16 protein-coding genes are annotated in these 16,566 nt (G+C 53.1%); 11 read left to right on the forward strand and 5 right to left on the reverse strand.

Annotated features, from left to right (window positions below; genetic code table 11):
* Window positions 1-41: 41 nt before the first annotated feature.
* Genes nagA through WA429_RS12295 form a run of 4 tightly spaced genes read right to left on the reverse strand, consistent with a single transcriptional unit; the run spans window position 42 to window position 3,902 of the window.
* Window positions 42-1,178 (reverse strand): N-acetylglucosamine-6-phosphate deacetylase, encoded by a 1,137-nt coding sequence (gene nagA, locus WA429_RS12280; protein ID WP_287465068.1) that lies wholly within the window; start codon window positions 1,176-1,178, stop codon window positions 42-44.
* Complete coding sequence (locus WA429_RS12285) at window positions 1,178-2,221, reverse strand: SIS domain-containing protein (protein ID WP_068519103.1); 1,044 nt, start codon at window positions 2,219-2,221, stop codon at window positions 1,178-1,180. The genes nagA and WA429_RS12285 overlap by 1 nt, the downstream gene beginning before the upstream one ends.
* Before the next feature lie 41 nt (window positions 2,222-2,262).
* On the reverse strand, window positions 2,263-3,024 hold the full coding sequence (locus WA429_RS12290; RefSeq protein ID WP_068519102.1) for a GntR family transcriptional regulator: 762 nt from the start codon (window positions 3,022-3,024) through the stop codon (window positions 2,263-2,265).
* A complete protein-coding gene (locus WA429_RS12295) occupies window positions 3,021-3,902 on the reverse strand; it encodes a BadF/BadG/BcrA/BcrD ATPase family protein (protein ID WP_287465066.1) in 882 nt (293 codons plus the stop codon). The genes WA429_RS12290 and WA429_RS12295 overlap by 4 nt, the downstream gene beginning before the upstream one ends.
* Window positions 3,903-4,176: 274 nt before the next feature.
* Between WA429_RS12295 and WA429_RS12300 the strand changes: the two genes are divergently transcribed.
* From WA429_RS12300 to WA429_RS12320, 5 genes are all read left to right on the forward strand, one after another.
* Entirely contained in the window at window positions 4,177-5,064 is an 888-nt protein-coding gene (locus WA429_RS12300; RefSeq protein WP_287465065.1) for an N-acetylmuramic acid 6-phosphate etherase, read from the forward strand.
* 46 nt (window positions 5,065-5,110) lie between these two features.
* Window positions 5,111-6,373 (forward strand): ABC transporter substrate-binding protein, encoded by a 1,263-nt coding sequence (locus WA429_RS12305; RefSeq protein WP_287465063.1) that lies wholly within the window; start codon window positions 5,111-5,113, stop codon window positions 6,371-6,373.
* A gap of 173 nt (window positions 6,374-6,546) precedes the next feature.
* The gene (locus tag WA429_RS12310; protein WP_250283522.1) at window positions 6,547-7,485 is read left to right on the forward strand and encodes a carbohydrate ABC transporter permease; all 939 of its coding nucleotides are present in this window, start codon (window positions 6,547-6,549) and stop codon (window positions 7,483-7,485) included.
* A 12-nt stretch (window positions 7,486-7,497) separates the two neighbouring features.
* On the forward strand, window positions 7,498-8,346 hold the full coding sequence (locus WA429_RS12315; protein ID WP_068519097.1) for a carbohydrate ABC transporter permease: 849 nt from the start codon (window positions 7,498-7,500) through the stop codon (window positions 8,344-8,346).
* Between the two features lie 27 nt (window positions 8,347-8,373).
* Window positions 8,374-9,492, forward strand: coding sequence for an ABC transporter ATP-binding protein (locus tag WA429_RS12320; protein ID WP_206927581.1), 1,119 nt, complete (start codon window positions 8,374-8,376; stop codon window positions 9,490-9,492).
* A 20-nt stretch (window positions 9,493-9,512) separates the two neighbouring features.
* Here the strand turns inward: WA429_RS12320 and WA429_RS12325 are convergent, their stop codons facing one another.
* The gene (locus tag WA429_RS12325; protein WP_068519095.1) at window positions 9,513-9,746 is read right to left on the reverse strand and encodes a hypothetical protein; all 234 of its coding nucleotides are present in this window, start codon (window positions 9,744-9,746) and stop codon (window positions 9,513-9,515) included.
* A 51-nt stretch (window positions 9,747-9,797) separates the two neighbouring features.
* On the opposite strand from WA429_RS12325, the gene WA429_RS12330 reads away from it, so the two are divergent.
* From WA429_RS12330 to WA429_RS12355, 6 genes are all read left to right on the forward strand, one after another.
* Entirely contained in the window at window positions 9,798-10,889 is a 1,092-nt protein-coding gene (locus tag WA429_RS12330; protein WP_068519094.1) for an extracellular solute-binding protein, read from the forward strand.
* 123 nt (window positions 10,890-11,012) lie between these two features.
* Entirely contained in the window at window positions 11,013-12,122 is a 1,110-nt protein-coding gene (locus WA429_RS12335; RefSeq protein ID WP_287465061.1) for an ABC transporter ATP-binding protein, read from the forward strand.
* Complete coding sequence (locus WA429_RS12340) at window positions 12,119-13,000, forward strand: ABC transporter permease (protein WP_114113251.1); 882 nt, start codon at window positions 12,119-12,121, stop codon at window positions 12,998-13,000. The genes WA429_RS12335 and WA429_RS12340 overlap by 4 nt, the downstream gene beginning before the upstream one ends.
* 9 nt (window positions 13,001-13,009) lie before the next feature.
* Window positions 13,010-13,867, forward strand: coding sequence for an ABC transporter permease (locus tag WA429_RS12345; RefSeq protein WP_101246199.1), 858 nt, complete (start codon window positions 13,010-13,012; stop codon window positions 13,865-13,867).
* Window positions 13,868-14,301: 434 nt separating this feature from the next.
* Window positions 14,302-15,600: an extracellular solute-binding protein gene (locus WA429_RS12350; protein WP_068519090.1), complete on the forward strand. Its 1,299-nt coding sequence runs from the start codon at window positions 14,302-14,304 to the stop codon at window positions 15,598-15,600.
* A gap of 83 nt (window positions 15,601-15,683) precedes the next feature.
* Window positions 15,684-16,562, forward strand: coding sequence for an ABC transporter permease subunit (locus tag WA429_RS12355; protein WP_068519089.1), 879 nt, complete (start codon window positions 15,684-15,686; stop codon window positions 16,560-16,562).
* Window positions 16,563-16,566: the final 4 nt, after the last annotated feature.

Here is a 16,566-nt window from a genome sequence, read left to right on the forward strand (position 1 = left end):
TGTGCCTCCTGAAATACCTGATAAATTATTGATTGTACCTGTTATTCGGCGCCATTGATCCAGCTTCTGGTCACGTTGTATTCGCCATCAAACAGGATCATGTCCGCCTGATAACCCGGGGCGATACGCCCCATTTTATGATCCAGTTTCAAGAACGCAGCCGGGTAAAGTGATCCCATCCGAAGGGCTTCGCCAAGGTCAATCCCGACCATTTCCACACAATTTCGAACCGCACCAATCATATCAAGGTCGGAGCCCGCCAGTGTCCCATCCGCAAGGGCGCAACGGCCATCCGTGGCAATGATTTCTTCCCCGCCAAGATTGAATCGCTTGTCCGCAGCCCCGACAGTAGGCATGGCATCAGTGACCAGCATGATCTTGCCGGTTGCCTTTGCGTTTACAGCAATCTTCACCGCGGCCGGATGAACGTGATAACCGTCAACAATCAGGCCGCACCATGTCGCATCATCCGCCATCGCAGCCCCGGCAACACCGGGTTCGCGATGGGTAAGGGGGCTCATGGCATTGAACAGATGCGTAAAGCCGCGCAAACCTTCGCTGATCGCCATTTGAATGTCGTCATAGGTACCTGCCGTGTGCCCGGCACAGACAAGAACGCCTTTGTCAGAAAGCTTCTTGATCGTCCCGCTGGTGGCCTTTTCCGGTGCCATTGTTACCAGTATCCGGCCATTTGGAAGACGGCTTAGAAGATCGATTGCGTCATCTTCCATCGGGCGGATGATGTCGGCTGAATGCACACCCTTGCGTTCTTTGTTCAGATACGGCCCTTCAAGATGAATGCCGACGATGCCAGGGACGTTTTCGTTAATCGCGTCCTCAACCGCCGCAATGGCTGCTTCCATCTTGTCACGATAATCCGTGATCAAGGTCGGTAGCATCGCCGTGGTGCCAAATTTGCGATGGGCTGCCATGATGGCGCGAATACCAGCGACATCCGGGTGATCATTCAAAAGAACACCGCCACCACCATTGACCTGAACATCAATCAGTCCGGGGGCAAGAACCTGTCCCTTGCCATCGACAACGTCAATCCCGTCGGGCAGGGCGGTATCCGGGCAAATGGCATCAATTTTGCCATCGCGTATAACAACCGCCATTCCGTCGAGAAATTCTGTCCCGTCGAAAATGCGGGCATTTGCAATGGCAAAACTGGTCATTAGTGCGTCTCCGTCACTTTCGATAGATGCGGCGGAGCATCCGGATTACAGCCGCGCGCCAGCGCAACACTTTCAGCAAGTGTATAGAAGGTCTGGATCATCGTAATCGGGGCAAGCAACGGATGGATATCCTCGACCACCGGAAGGTGTCCCTTTACGTCCGCATAGCCGGTTTCGGCTGCAAACAGGTTGTCGGTCTTGGCACGCATTTCCGCCAGGAAGTCCTCGACACTGTCACGCGATGCGTCTTGCTGTGAAAAGACCAACATCGGGAAGGTCGGCGTTACCAGCGCCATCGGGCCATGCTTGACTTCAGCCGCGCTGAAAGCTTCGGCATGCAAGCTACTGGTTTCTTTGAATTTAAGGGCGGCCTCCTGGGCGATTGCAAAGGCAGGTCCGCGGCCAATGACATAAAGCCCGTTTGATTTGGCGATGGTTTCCGAGGCCCCCAGCCAATCCTTTTCAAGTGCCGTGCGCAGGGATTGCGGAAGATTGCCAAGACCCTTGTTGAATGCGTCGTCCTGTGTCCATGCACCGACGATCTGGGCAATCGCCGACAATGTGGCGATATAGGATTTGGTCGCCGCAACACTTGTTTCCGGACCAGCCATCAGGGGGATGACATGATCGACAGTTTCGGCAAGCGGGGAGTCGACCACATTGACCAGTGCGACGGTTCGCGCGCCTGCGTCACGGGCCGCCTCGGCATTTTTGACAAGGTCGGGACTCTTGCCTGATTGGGAAACTGCGATGAACAGTGCATCCTTTGAAGCGATCGACCGGTTATAGATTGATACGATCGAGGGTGCGGCCGATACCACCGGAATGCCCAACTGACTTTCAATAAGGTACTTGGCATAAAGGGTCGCGTGGTCCGAGCTGCCACGACCACAGGTCACAACAAATTTCGGTGGATTGGCGCGCAGATCGTCAGCAAGTTTGGCAATTGCGTCCTTGTTGCCGGCAAGCTGCGTTGCAACGACTTCCGGGGCCTCTGCCAATTCGCGGCCCATCTGTGTTTGCGGGCGCCAATTCGTTGTCATATGCCGTATTCCCTTGGTTTCCGGTGGATGCGTTGATCTGGTCAACGGGCATCCACCTGCATTTCAGCAATAAAGTCGTAACTGTCACCGCGGTAATAGGACCGGGTGAACTCAACCGGGGTTCCATTTGCCAGGAAGGACCGCCGCTCGATATAGAGCGCGGCACTGCCTTCCGGAACGCCCAGAATTTTGGCGGTTTCGCCATCGAAAAGTTCTGCCCGAAGCCGCTGAAGCGCACGTTCAGGCTTTTTGTTGTATTTCGCCAGCGCGTCATAAAGCGATTTGTCGACTTCATCCGGGCTGGGAAGGAAAGCGCGCGGAATTACCGCATATTCAAGTGCCATCGGCTTGTCATTGGCAGTACGCAGACGACGCAGCCTTGTAACTTCGGTACCCGGCGACAGATTAAGCGCCATGGCTTCTTCGGGTGAGGCATGGCCAAGTGTTTTTTCGATCCAGATGGCACCGGGATCCATGCCACGGGTGATCATGTCCTCGGTAAAGGATGTCAGGCGTGACAGGGCCTGCTCGACACGCGGTGCAACGAACGTTCCGGCACCGTGGCGTTGAACCAGAACACCTTCCTCGACAAGGGCGCGCATCGCATTGCGAACCGTTACCCGTGAAATGCCAAGTTCCGTTGCCAGATCGCGTTCACTGGGCAGGGCATCTTCGACCTGCAAAATTCCATCATCAATCACAGCCTTAAGCGCCGATTGCAGCCGACGGTACAAAGGACCATTCCCGTTATTTTCGATGTCGCGGGTTCTGAGATTGGCAATGACGTCCGACGTTGCGATCATGCGGCGGCTCTTTCATGTTGCTTGGCCATCAAGATAGCCCCATGCATGGCGTCAAATTTCGCGGGAACCAGCAATTCGGCAATTTCGGGTGGCATGCGCCGGGCCATCTGTTCTGCCAGTCCGCCCATCAGGGTCAGTCGCGGCGCACCGAAATCAACCAACCGGCGCAAGATTGCCAGATTGGCGTCGACGGCAACTTGGATCAGGTCAATCGCCACACTGTCACCAGCCGCTTCGGCATCAAACACCATCGGGCAGAGTTTTCCATAGTCGGACGGCTTTGCTGTTTCCGCAAATATGACGATATTTTCGGGGTCATTATCAAACCGGGCCATGACCGCTGCGGTCAGATCGGTTTTCTTTGCCAGACCATCATGGGCGAGCAGGGCGGTTTCAATGGCATTGCGTCCAATTCTCGCGCCGCTTCCAAGATCGGAAACCTCGAACCCCCAACCGGCAACAGACAACTGTCGATCCCCGATGATTGCCTGACCACATGTTCCGGTCCCGACAATCAGGATGGCGCCATTCTGGCCATCATGCGCACCAAGGCATGCTGTGTAGGCATCAGTCGCAAAGCAGATGTCGGCGAACGGGTGATTATAGGACTGCACAAGTTGACGATCACGCGTCAGCGGAAGTCCCGCAAGCCCAAGGCCCGCATGCAGATCGCCAAGGTATTTTTCATCAAGTCCGGCATTGGAAAGGGCCATTTTCGCCGCCGCGATGATTTCGCCAAATACGTAATCGACTCCAAGTCGCGTATTCGCACCACCACGCACAGCTTCACCAAGGATCCGTCCGGATGCATCTGCAATCCGAACGCGGCACTGCGTTCCGCCGCCATCAACACCAAGATAAAGCTGTTCGTTTTTCATCTCAAAGCAACTGCCTTCTCATTCATGGGGCGAGCATAGCAGAGTGGTATCTTAAAAAGCAATACCAATATAACGCCACTAAAACTGTTACTGGTCTGAGTTTGGAGTCCGTACATCTACGCAGAAGCTTTTGCACAAAATTGACATCCCTATGCAATGCATTGTTTTAACTAGAGATATCTCCCAATACCCGAGCTATGGCACAAATTATTCATCAAGCGGCTTGCGTTGCTGGTATCACAATGGTATTTAATTTGCAGAGGGAGACGGAAAAATGGCATCACGCACAGAAGATTTTGATTCGCGATTTGCCGGGTTGGATCAATGGTCCGACGCCGATTTCCTTATGGCCTTGTGGGAAGGCCAGATGCGCGCTGTGGCCTCGGTTGGTCCGATCCTGGGGGATTTGGCGACAGCCGCCAACGGGATAGCGCGCCGCCTTGGGGGCGGCGGGCGTCTCGTTTACGTCGGAGCCGGAACATCGGGTACTGTCGCCTGGCAAGATGCCAAAGAACTTGGCGGCACCTTTGGCTGGCCTGAAAGCCATACCATCGTGATGCTGGCTGGCGGGGTTCAAAGTGCGCCGAACGAATTCAATGGTGCCGAGGATGATACCAGCCTTGCCGAACGTGAAATTTCCCAGAACAACATTTCAGAAAATGATGCAGTAATTGCGATCGCTGCCAGCGGCGCGACCCCTTATACGGTGCGCGCGCTCGAACTTGCCCGTGATCGCGGGGCCTTCACGGTGGGCATCTGTAACAATCAGGATGGCAAAATTCTTGGCGTCGCAGAAACCGGTATCTTTCTTGATAGCGCGCCGGAAGTGGTTGCCGGATCCACCCGCATGGGGGCCGGTACCGCGCAAAAAGCAGCTTTGAACATTCTGTCGACCCTTGTGATGAACAAGTTGGGCCGATTGTTTGACAACCTGATGGTTGGCATGCGCGCCGAGAACATCAAACTTCGGGGCCGGGCAGTACGGATCGTGTCACATATTGCATATTGCGACGCCGAACTTGCATCAGACGCCCTTGAAAAATCCGATTTCGATATCCGCGTGGCGGTGCTGGTGACCAAGGGCCACAGCCCCGACCAGGCAAAAGAAATTCTTGCGCTGTCTAATGGAAATCTCCGGGCGGCACTTGAGTACAGGAACTGACATCAACACGGTGCCAGTCCGCCGACATTGATCAGAGGAGGCATAAATGTCGAATAAAGTCTTAGCAAAAGGCCTGGCCGGGGCCCTGGCGGCAAGTGTCGCCCTGGTTCCGTTGATAGCGTCTGCTGGCGAACTCGTAATTGAAAGCTGGCGCAATGACGATATTGATATCTGGAATGAAAAAATCATTCCGGCATTCAATGAAGTTCACCCTGACATCAAGGTGTCGTTCAAGCCGACCCCGCCGACCGAATATAACGCATCGGTAAACGCAAAACTGGCTGGTGGTACCGCGGGTGACCTGATCACTTGCCGTCCGTTTGATGCATCGCTTGAACTTTACAAGCAGGGCAATCTTGCCGCTCTTGATGACCTTAAAGGCATGGACAACTTCTCGGACGTTGCCAAATCTGCCTGGCAGACCGACGATGGCGCAGTCACTTTCTGCTTGCCGATGGCATCGGTCATTCATGGCTTCATCTATAACAAGGAAGCCTTTGAAGAAGTTGGTGTTGAAGTCCCGAAAACCCGCGAAGAGTTTTATGCTGCCCTTGATAAGATCAAGGAAGACGGCAGCTACATCCCGATGGCGATGGGCACTGCGGACCAGTGGGAAGCAGCCACCATGGGCTTCCAGAATATCGGTCCCAACTACTGGGACGGTGAAGCAGGCCGCAAGGCATTGATCGATGGCAGCGCAAAATTCACCGATGCCGCCTATGTCGACACCTTCAAGGAACTGGCAAGCTGGAAAAACTACCTTCCGGACGGCTATGAAGCCATTTCCTATCCGGATGCACAGAACCTGTTCTCGCTTGGTCGTGCCGCCGTTTATCCGGCAGGTTCCTGGGACATTTCGCTGTTTAACAACCAGGCCGATTTCGAGTTCGGTGCATTCCCGCCGCCCGCAGCAGCCGGTGCAGACACCTGCTATATCAGTGACCACACCGATATTGCACTTGGTCTGAATGCGGATTCCAAAAACGCGGCCGAAGCAAAGCTGTTTCTTGAATGGATGACCGGTTCGGAATTTGCCGAGCTTTATTCCAACGCGCTGCCGGGATTCTTCTCCTTGTCGAACCACACGGTCGAAGTAACCGATCCGGTCGCCAGCGAGTTTGTAAGCTGGCGCCAGAAGTGCGAGTCCACCATTCGTAACTCTTACCAGATCCTTTCGCGTGGCACGCCGAACCTTGAAAACGACCTGTGGAACCTTTCCGCCCAGGTTATCAACGGTACGCTGACCCCGGAAGAAGCAGCCGGCGCTGCGGAAGCTGGTCTGGCGAAATGGTACGCACCGCACCAGTAAAGAACTGAAAGGATGGCGGGAACGACCGGTTTCTGCCATCCTTCATTCATCGTTGATGTTTGCCGTGACATTGCAGGCAAGCAGCCCGACCGCCGGGCGAAAATGCGGTTCACTGATTACAGAAGATCCAAGCAGGTCTTCATTCTTTCAAATCTTGGATAACAGGACAGGGTATGGCGCATTCCGGCCCCATGACCGATTGGCGCAAGGCAAAACTGCCTGTGATTGCCTTTCTGGCCCCAGCAACGATCATTTACACACTGTTTATGATCTATCCGCTGCTTGATTCCATCCGGTTAAGCTTCTACGCAACGCCAAGCGGCGGTGAGGCGGCTTTTGTCGGCCTTGACAATTACCGTACGATTTTGGCGGATCCGGACTGGTCTGCGACCTTCTGGAACAGCTTCTGGAACAATATGAAGTTCTTTGCGGTTCATATGCTGATCCAGAACCCGATCGGTATCGCGCTGGCCGGTATTCTGAGCCTGCCGCAATTGCGGTTCCGCAACACATATCGCACCATGATGATCATGCCGACCATGTTATCAGTCGTGATTGTCGGCTTCATCTGGCAGTTGATCCTGAGCCCGGTTTGGGGAGTTGGTGCGGACCTTCTTGATATTATTGGCCTGAAGTCGCTGTTTGGGCCGTGGCTTGGCAAAGAAGGCAGTGCACTGATTACGCTTTCCTTCATTTCGGTCTGGCAGTGGGTCGGCATTCCTTTGATGCTGATCTATGCGGCCTTGCTGGCCATTCCGGACGATCTGGTGGATGCGGCCATTGTTGATGGCGCGACCCATTTCGAAGTCTTCATTCACATCAAACTGCCATTGGTTTTGCCGACTGTCGCGATGGTGTCGATTTTGACTTTTGTCGGTAATTTCAATGCATTCGATCTGATATATGCGGTAAAGGGTGCGTTGGCCGGCCCCAACTTTTCGACCGACATTATGGGCACCTTGTTCTATCGCACATTCTTTGGTTATCAGTTGCAGCTGGGCGATCCGCATTTGGGTGCCACCGTTGCATCCTTGATGTTCCTGATCATTCTGGCAGGCGTTCTGTTCTATCTGTTCGCCATTCAGCGCCGACTGGCGCGCTATCAGCTGTAGTCGGGGGCGAATATGAGTTTTGCAAACATCCGTAGAGAAGACGCCAGCCGCGCAGTCATCGTGCACGCGATCTTGCTGACCTATACCCTGGTTGCGCTTTATCCGATTTTTCTTGTGGTCATCAACGCCTTCAAGACGCGCAAAGGGATCTTTCGCGATCCGATGGGCTTGCCGAATGCGGAGACCTTCAGTCTTGAAGGATTCACCAAGGTTCTGGCGAAATCCAATTTCGAACTGTTTTTCTATAACAGCTTTACCGTGACCATCGTGACCATCGTTATTGTTCTGCTGTTGGCAGCAATGGCGGCATGGGCGCTGTCGGAATACAAGTTTCCGGGTAACACCGCATTGGCCCTGTATCTTGCGATTGGCATCATGGTGCCGATCCGTCTGGGATCGGTATCTATCCTGAACCTGATTGTCGATATGGGGTTGGTCAACACCCTGACGGCACTGGTGCTGGTCTATGTCGCACAAGGCTTGCCCTTGGCAATCTTTATCCTGACCGAATTCATGCATCAAATTCCCAAGGATTTGAAAGAAGCCGCAAGATGCGACGGGGTCGGGGAGTTCAAGATTTTCTTTGCGATCATTTTGCCTTTGATCCGGCCCGCTGTTGCGACGGTTGCTGTATTTACAATGATCCCGATCTGGAATGATCTGTGGTTCCCGCTGATCCTTGCACCCGGTGACGGCAAGCAGACCATCACCCTTGGTGTGCAGCAATTCATTGGCCAGTATGTGACAGACTGGAATGCGGTTCTGGCGTCGCTAAGCCTTGCGATCATTCCGATCCTTATCCTTTATCTGATTTTCTCCCGACAACTCATTCGCGGCCTGACATCCGGCGCGGTGAAGTAACTGTTGGCTGATAGGAGCTTTGAATAAATGGCTGACTTGAAACTTGACCAGATCCGTAAAAGCTATGGCGCTGTGGATGTGCTGCACGGCATTGATCTGGATGTCAAAGACGGTGAATTTGTCGTGTTCGTTGGACCGTCGGGCTGCGGCAAATCAACCTTGTTGCGAATTATTGCAGGCCTTGAAGACATCACGGGCGGCGATCTGATGATCGATGGAGAGGTGGTAAACACCAAAAGCCCGCGTGATCGCGGTATTGCCATGGTGTTCCAGTCCTATGCACTTTATCCGCATATGACGGTATACAAAAACATGGCCTTCGGGCTTAAGCTCGACAAACAGGACAAGGCGGCAATCGATGCCCGGGTACGCGAAGCCGCCCGCATCCTGCAACTTGATCAGCTTCTTGACCGGCGTCCGTCCGAGCTTTCAGGTGGTCAGCGCCAGCGCGTTGCGATTGGCCGTGCGATCGTGCGCCAACCCAAGGTCTTCCTGTTTGACGAACCGTTGTCCAACCTTGATGCCGCATTGCGTGTCCAGACCCGCATTGAAATTGCCAAGCTGCATCAGGACCTGAAATCAACAATCATCTATGTCACGCACGATCAGGTCGAAGCCATGACACTGGCGGACAAGATCGTCGTGATGAATGGCGGGAATGTCGAGCAGGTCGGATCGCCGATGCAGCTTTATCATCATCCGGAAACCCGCTTTGTTGCCGGTTTTATCGGGTCACCGGCCATGAACTTCACCAAGGTCACTATTGATGCCGTCGGGCAGGGGCAGGCCACAGTTTCCGTCCCCGGGGGCATGCAATCGGTTCTGCCGTTCAATGTTGATCAGGCTGACATCGGCAAACAGGTTGAGCTTGGCATTCGCCCCGAACATCTTGGACTTGGCGACGAAGGCGCGCTTACTGTCAGTGGCGTGGTCGATGTGGTCGAGAAGCTGGGCGACTCTACCTATTTGTATCTGAAGCTTGCCAATGGTGACCGAGTCACTGTTCGCGCGCCGGGACATAGCCGTGTCAAAATCGGCGAAACCGTTACAGCATCCGCACCAGCCGGTGCCGCGCATCTTTTCAATGACAAGGGCAAAGCGTACCAGAAAGTCGATTGTCCGGCTGAATTCAGCGCGGAAGAATAGATTTCACAAAGCTTCCAATCTCAGGACTTCGGATCAAAAGGCGCCACAACCGGCGCCTTTTGGCGTTTGGGGGCGCACCGACCGTCAAGGTCGATTAATTGTTGCAGAACTTTAACTTGCCCTGATGCGGGTGTCGGCGCAAAAATGAACGTGATTTGTTCAAAAGAAAGAAAAAATGACCTTTTTTCTTTCGTATCAACAACAATGTTTGCGATATTGCTCCGTGCCGGAACGAAACAAAAGCCAAATGGCATGCGCGGTCCGGCTACAGGGAAATGCCATCACGTTTATTACGAGGGTTCAAAATGTCAAAAAAACACGGCGCATTGCGTGGTTCCTTGCTCAGCCTTACAGCACTTGCAGGAATGGTTTCGCTTGTTTCGGCTGCTCAGGCTGAAGAACTTCGTCTGCTGACCTGGGGTGGCTATGCCCCTGACGAAGTTGTCGAGCTGTTCGAAAAAGAAACCGGCATTGATGTTGAAGTGACGCTGTCGAACAACGAAGACATGATCTCGAAATTGCGCGCTACTGGCGGCGGCGGTTTCGATCTTGCTCAGCCGTCCCAGGATCGCATTGCAGGTGCACAGCTTGAGTATGGCATCTACAAGCCGATTGATCTTGGCAAAATTGACAGCGACAAATTCATTCCGTCGATGCTCGACGCAACCAAATCAAACACCACCGTTGACGGCGAAGTGTATGGTGTACCCCACGTATGGGGTACGAGCGGCTTGATCGTTGACACTTCCAAAGCGGCGGCTGTCAAAGACTATACCGATCTTTGCGCACCGGAAGTGGCCGGCAAGGTTTCCTATCGTCTGAAACGCCCGACGCTGATCGGTTTTGCCTATGCAATGGGTATGGATCCGTTTGCCGCTTATGGTGACGAAGCCAAGTATCAGGAAATCCTTGATGCCGTCGAAGCCAAGCTGATCGAATGCAAAGCCAACGTGAAAACCTATTGGGAAGGCGGCGATGCGCTGCTTAACCTGGTGCGTTCGGGTGAAGTTGTTGCTGCAATGGCGTGGGATACCGGCGGCTGGAAACTCAATAACGACAATGCCGACATCACCTTTGTTGCACCGAAGTCTGGTGCGCTTGGCTGGATCGATACCTTTGCCTTGCCGCGCAAGACCAAAAACGAAGATGCCGCCTATAAGTGGATCAACTTTGTGATGCAGCCGGAAATCGCCGCCAAAATCACGGCAAGTGCGGGTAACTTCACCGCGTCCAAAGGTGCCGACGAGTTTGCAGATGACAAGCTGAAAGCTCAGTTCCAGGGCAGTTTCCCGCCTGCTGATCTTGACAACATCAAGTGGTATCCGACGGTTCCGGCAGGTCTGGAAGTGCTCGAAGGCAAGACCCTTGACCGTGTGAAAGCAGCACAGTCGAACTAACGGAACACATTTCCAAACACCTTTGTCCCCGGCATATTTATGTGCCGGGGATATCGTGCTTTCAGGAACGGCAATAACCGTTCAACAGGCTCCACCAACAAAAATAACGTGAACAGGGCTCCTATGGCTGACCAATTTGACCTTGAATGCCGCAATGTGGTCAAAACCTTTGACGACTTTACCGCCGTCGATGACATTTCCCTTGCGATCCCGAAGGGTTCTTTTTTCTCGATCCTGGGTCCAAGCGGATGTGGCAAGACGACGCTTCTTCGGATGCTGGCAGGGTTTCAGGCGCCAACATCCGGCGACATCCTGATCAAGGGATCATCGGTGCTTGGCGTTCCGCCAAACCGTCGGCCTGTCAATATGGTGTTTCAGCATTTGGCCCTGTTTCCGATGATGAATGTCGCGGAAAACGTTGCCTATGGTCTGAAACGGCGCGGTGTTGACAAACAAACGATTGCCAAAAAGGTCAACGAAACCTTGGCCCGTGTCGGGTTGCCCGATGCCGGGCCCAAACAGGTCAATCAGCTTTCCGGTGGTCAGAAACAGCGCATCGCCATTGCCCGCTGTCTGGTGCTTGACCCGGCTGTGCTTCTTCTCGACGAGCCATTGGGCGCGCTTGATCTTAAGTTGCGCGAACATATGAAAGTCGAACTCAAACAGCTTCAGCACGAGATCGGCACCACCTTTGTCTATATCACCCATGACCAGTCCGAAGCGCTGGTGATGTCGGATCAGGTTGCCGTCATGAATGCCGGCCGTTTTGAGCAGGTGGGCGCACCACAAGATCTTTATTACAACCCGAAAACAGCATTCGTTGCCGGCTTCGTTGGAGAAAGCAACCGGTGGACCGGAACAATCGGTAGCGGTGACGACAACAAGGTCGAAGTCATTCTTCCGACTGGCGGCAAGGTGTTGGCCAAACGCGATCCGCATATGCCCCTGGTCGAAGGTCAGAATGTCGAAATCTTTGTCCGCCCCGAAGCCATCGCAATTGACGGGGCCAGTGATGCTGAAAACACCATTTCCGCCAAGGTGGAGAACGTTCTGTTTAATGGTGCGGCAAGCAGCCTGCAGGTTCGTGATGTTGCAACCGGTCACGAGATGACGGTGGCACTACCGCAAACCGGTGCGTATGCGTCGGTGCGGGCCGGTGACGAAATCACACTTGGCTGGACCGTTGAAAATACCCGATGCTTTGCAGCTAACCAAAGCGGAGCAGGGGCATGAACAAATCCGCGTCCATAACCACGGGCGGCACTTTCCGCTTCGGCTTGCTGCTTTTGGCAATGCCGTTGCTGCTGTGGCTGTTTCTGCTGGTTATTCTTCCGCATGTTGATCTTTTTCTGGTGTCGATGCGTGAACGTATTTCGTACGGGAAATATGAATTCAGCCTGATCAACTATATCGAATTCTTTGCTGAACCCCTGTATTGGAACACCTATGTCCGCACTGCGGTCATGTCGATTTTCGCAACGGCTTTGACCCTGATTATCGGTTTTCCGGTTTCCTATTACATCGCCAAAGTGATGCGAGGCAAAGGCAAGAACGTTCTGTTCCTGATGTGCCTTATCCCGTTCTGGGTGTCAGAGCTTGTGCGGACCTTCGGCTGGATGATCCTTTTGCGTGAAAGCGGTGTGATCAGCAATTTCCTGCAATGGGCTGGCCTTGCGGATGGCCCGGTTGAAATGCTTTATAACGATGCGGCTATCATGGTTGGCCTTGTTTACACATCCATGTTGTTCATGGTTGTCCCCCTTGTGTCAGTTCTCGACAGTTTGGATGACAGCCTGATTGAGGCCGGTTATGACCTGGGCGGGAATGCATTTACCGTGACCCGCGATATCGTTATCCCGCATGCAATGCCCGGTATTGCGTCCGGTTGTATCGTGGTCTTCATGCTGACGCTGGGCAATTATCTGACCCCAAATCTTTTGGGCGGGAAAGACAGCCTGTGGTTCACAGAGCAGATCTATACCCAGTTCATCACACGCTTTAACTGGGAATCCGGCTCCGCGTTTGGGTTCCTGTTGCTGATATTGTCGTCCGTAATTGTCTGGGTTGGCCTCAAACTCAGCAAACAGACTCTTTCGGAAACCGTGGGCTAGGGGGAAGACATGATACCAAGCATTCCACAGCCCAAATTCTACAAGGGCTTGTATTCAACCTATATCGCGTTGTTCTTTGTTTATCTGAGCGCACCGCTGATTGTCGTTGGCGTATTTGCCTTCAATGACAGTCTGTTTCCGTCAATGCCGTGGGAAGGCGGCACGTTGGCGTGGTTTTTCGGGAATGAAGATCCCTATATCGGCATCTTCAATGACACGAAGCTTCTCGAAAGTGTAGGCGTTTCGGCATTTGTTGCCTTCTGGGTTACGGTTCTGTCCGTAACAGTCGGAACATGTAACGCGTTTCTGTTCGAACGCAGCAAGTTTCCCGGCAAGAACCTGCTTTATATTGTTTCGTTATCGCCTCTGGTAATCCCCGGGGTTATTCTGGGGATATCCATTCTGGTGTTCTCGAACGCGATTGCCAATGGCATCGAAGAAGCGATCGGCTGGGACCTCGAATTTCTGCGTCCGGGGCTGTTTTTGGTGATTATTGGCCAGTTCGCCTTTGTCACGACCATCACGACGCTTGTGATATCCGCGCGCCTTCGCAAATTCGACGTCAGTCTTGAAGAAGCCGCCTTGAACCTTGGGGCGACACGGCGGGCCGCACTGTGGACGATCACCATTCCCTTCCTGAAGCCGGCATTGATCGGCGCCGGGATCGTCGCGTTTCTGATGTCATTTGAAAACTTCAATACGACCTTGATGCTGGTCGGTTCTGACGCGCCGCTGACCATTGCCATGTTTGACCGCTTGAAGCAGGGGTCAACACCTGTTCTGAATGCGTTATCACTACTTCTGATGGTTGTTTCCGGCGGGTTGGCGTTGCTGTCGGTCTTTGTCCAGCGCGACAGTAAAAACTGATCGGGGCACATGTACGTTCAGTTGCGAACAAAATGAAAGGGCGGCAGAAATGCCGCCCTTTGTTTTGTTGTGGTCGCTTTTAGTCCCAAGTCTTGATCATCTCCGCTTTAACAATTGTCATTAAATCGCAATAAAAAATTAACATTGACGGCAGTTGAGAACTTGATTTCGCAATGAAGCGAGCCACGACAAGTGGAAAAATGGCCGTACACTTCACTATTCCCTACTGTTCATGTGAACATAACCATGCATCAGTTTGTGAGTTTTTAGACGGCATCGCGGCGCTATATTGATCATTTGCGCGTTCAAAAAGTAAATTTCCGAAAACTGTCACTTGAGGAAACAGGTCCCCCGACAGAAAACAAATGCGTTGTGGCGAACCGGGCAACAGGCGGTTTGACGCAGATGTCTTTTTAATTGGGAGCTAACAGATCATGTTTCGCAAGACGCTTATGGCAGCGGCTGCTGTGTTTGCACTTGGCAACACCGCAGAAGCAGCAACGGAGATCACCTGGTGGCATGCCATGGACGGCGCGCTTGGCGGTGTGGTTGATCAGATCACCGCAGATTTCAATGCGAGCCAGTCCGACTACCACCTTGTAGCCGTAAACAAGGGTGGCTACGAAGACACCATGACCGCCGGTATCGCGGCATTCCGCGCGAAAAACCAGCCGAACATCATCCAGATCTTCGACGCCGGTGCGGCAACGATCATTAACGCAAAAGGCGCTGTTAAGCCGGTTCAGGACCTGCTTGAAGAAAACAACGTCAAATTTGACATCAATGATTACATCCCGGGCGTTCGTTATTTCTATGCCGATTCTGACGGCAAGATGATCGGAATGCCGTTCAACAGCTCGACCCCGCTTCTGTATTACAACAAGGAAGCCCTTGCCAAAGCCGGTGTTGATGTACCGAAGACCTGGCAGGAATTCGAAGAAGCAGCTCCGAAGCTTAAAGAAGCTGGCTATATCGCGCTTGCCCAGTCGCACAGCCCGTGGATCTTCTTTGAAAACTTCATGTCCCGTCACAACCTGCAGATGGCCACTGCCAATAACGGTTATGACAGCACTGACGTTGAAATCCTTTATAACAACGATGCGCTGAAAGATCACTGGCAGCACGTCAAGGATTGGAAAGACGCCGGATATTATGGCTATTACGGCCGTGCATGGGGCGCGAACCAGGACGCCTTCGTTCAGCAGCAGGTTGCCATGTGGATCGGTTCCTCCGGCTCCTTCGGTGGCCTTCGCAAGTCGGCCCAGTTTGACTTTGGTACGTCGACCCTTCCGTACTGGAAAGGCGTTGGTGATGCCCCGAAATCAACCTTCATCGGTGGTGCTTCGCTGTTTGCTTTCTCGGGCCATAGCGCAGAAGAGGATGCAGGCGTTGCTGCATTCTTCCAATTCCTGACCAAGCCGGAAACCCAGTATTACTGGCACAAGGAAACCGGTTATGTGCCGATCACCAATGCGGCATATGAGCTGGCGAAAAAAGACGGCTATTACAAAGAAAGCCCGGATGCAGAAGTCGGCATTCAGCAGCTGTCTGAAGAAGGTGGCGACTGGACCAAAGGGTACCGTCTTGGTTTCTATGTCCAGATCCGCGAAGTCATCTATCGTGAAGTCGACAAAATCATGAACGGCGAAGAAACCGTTGATGCAGCCTTCAACACGATCGAAGAAGAAGCCAACGGCCTTCTGAAGCGCTTCAACGACACCTATTCCAACTAAACAGCCTTACGCAAATGCGGGGCGGCCCATTGCTGGTCGCCCTGTTTTGCATTTTCCGGACGTGATTAATGGTGGCGTGAGCGATGAAGCGCGTACAATTTGAACATAGCGCGGTGCCGTATCTTTTTATTGCACCCCAGATTTTGATTATTTCGATATTTTTCCTGTGGCCTGCCGCACAGGCGGTTTACCAGTCCTTCCTGCTTGAAGACGCGTTTGGCATGTCCTCGCAGTTCGTCTGGTTCCGCAATTTCGAGGATGTGCTGTCAAGTGCGTCCTGGAGCCGATCGGCGATTTTTACAGTGATCTTTTCGGTACTTGTTGCGGTTATTTCGATCGCAATTTCACTTTTCCTAGCCGTTCGTGCAGACGAGGTCATTCGCGGGGCAAAATCCTATCGGACACTTCTGATGTGGGGATATGCGATTGCGCCGCCGGTGGCCGGATTGCTGGGCAATATGATGTTCAACCCGTTGATGGGCGATCTTTACAAGGCCTTCAACAGTTTCGGTTTTGAATTCAATCATATCCAGAATGCCAATGACGCGGCTTTTGTCGTCATTCTGATTGCGGTCTGGAAACAGGTCAGCGTCAATTTCATTTTCTTCCTGTCCGGCCTTCAAGGAATCCCGAAATCGGTTCAGGAAGCAGCCACACTTGATTGCAAAAGTGCTGAACGGCGTTTCTGGACGATTACATTCCCGCTTTTGGCACCAACGACATTCTTCCTGCTGGTGATCAACCTGACCTACGCGTTCTTTGAAACCTTTGGCATCATTGACGTATCGACCAAAGGTTCGCCGGGCGGGGCCACGGCAACCCTTGTTTACAAGGTCTATGTCGATGGGTTTATCGGTGCCGATCTTGGCGGCAGTTCGGCCCAGTCGGTGCTTCTGATGATTATGGTCAGCGTACTGACGGTATTCCAGTTCCGGTTCATCGAACGCAAAGTGCATTACTAGGGGG

The sequence above is a fragment of the Thalassospira sp. CH_XMU1420-2 genome, from assembly GCF_037029325.1.
Taxonomy (GTDB): domain Bacteria; phylum Pseudomonadota; class Alphaproteobacteria; order Rhodospirillales; family Thalassospiraceae; genus Thalassospira; species Thalassospira povalilytica.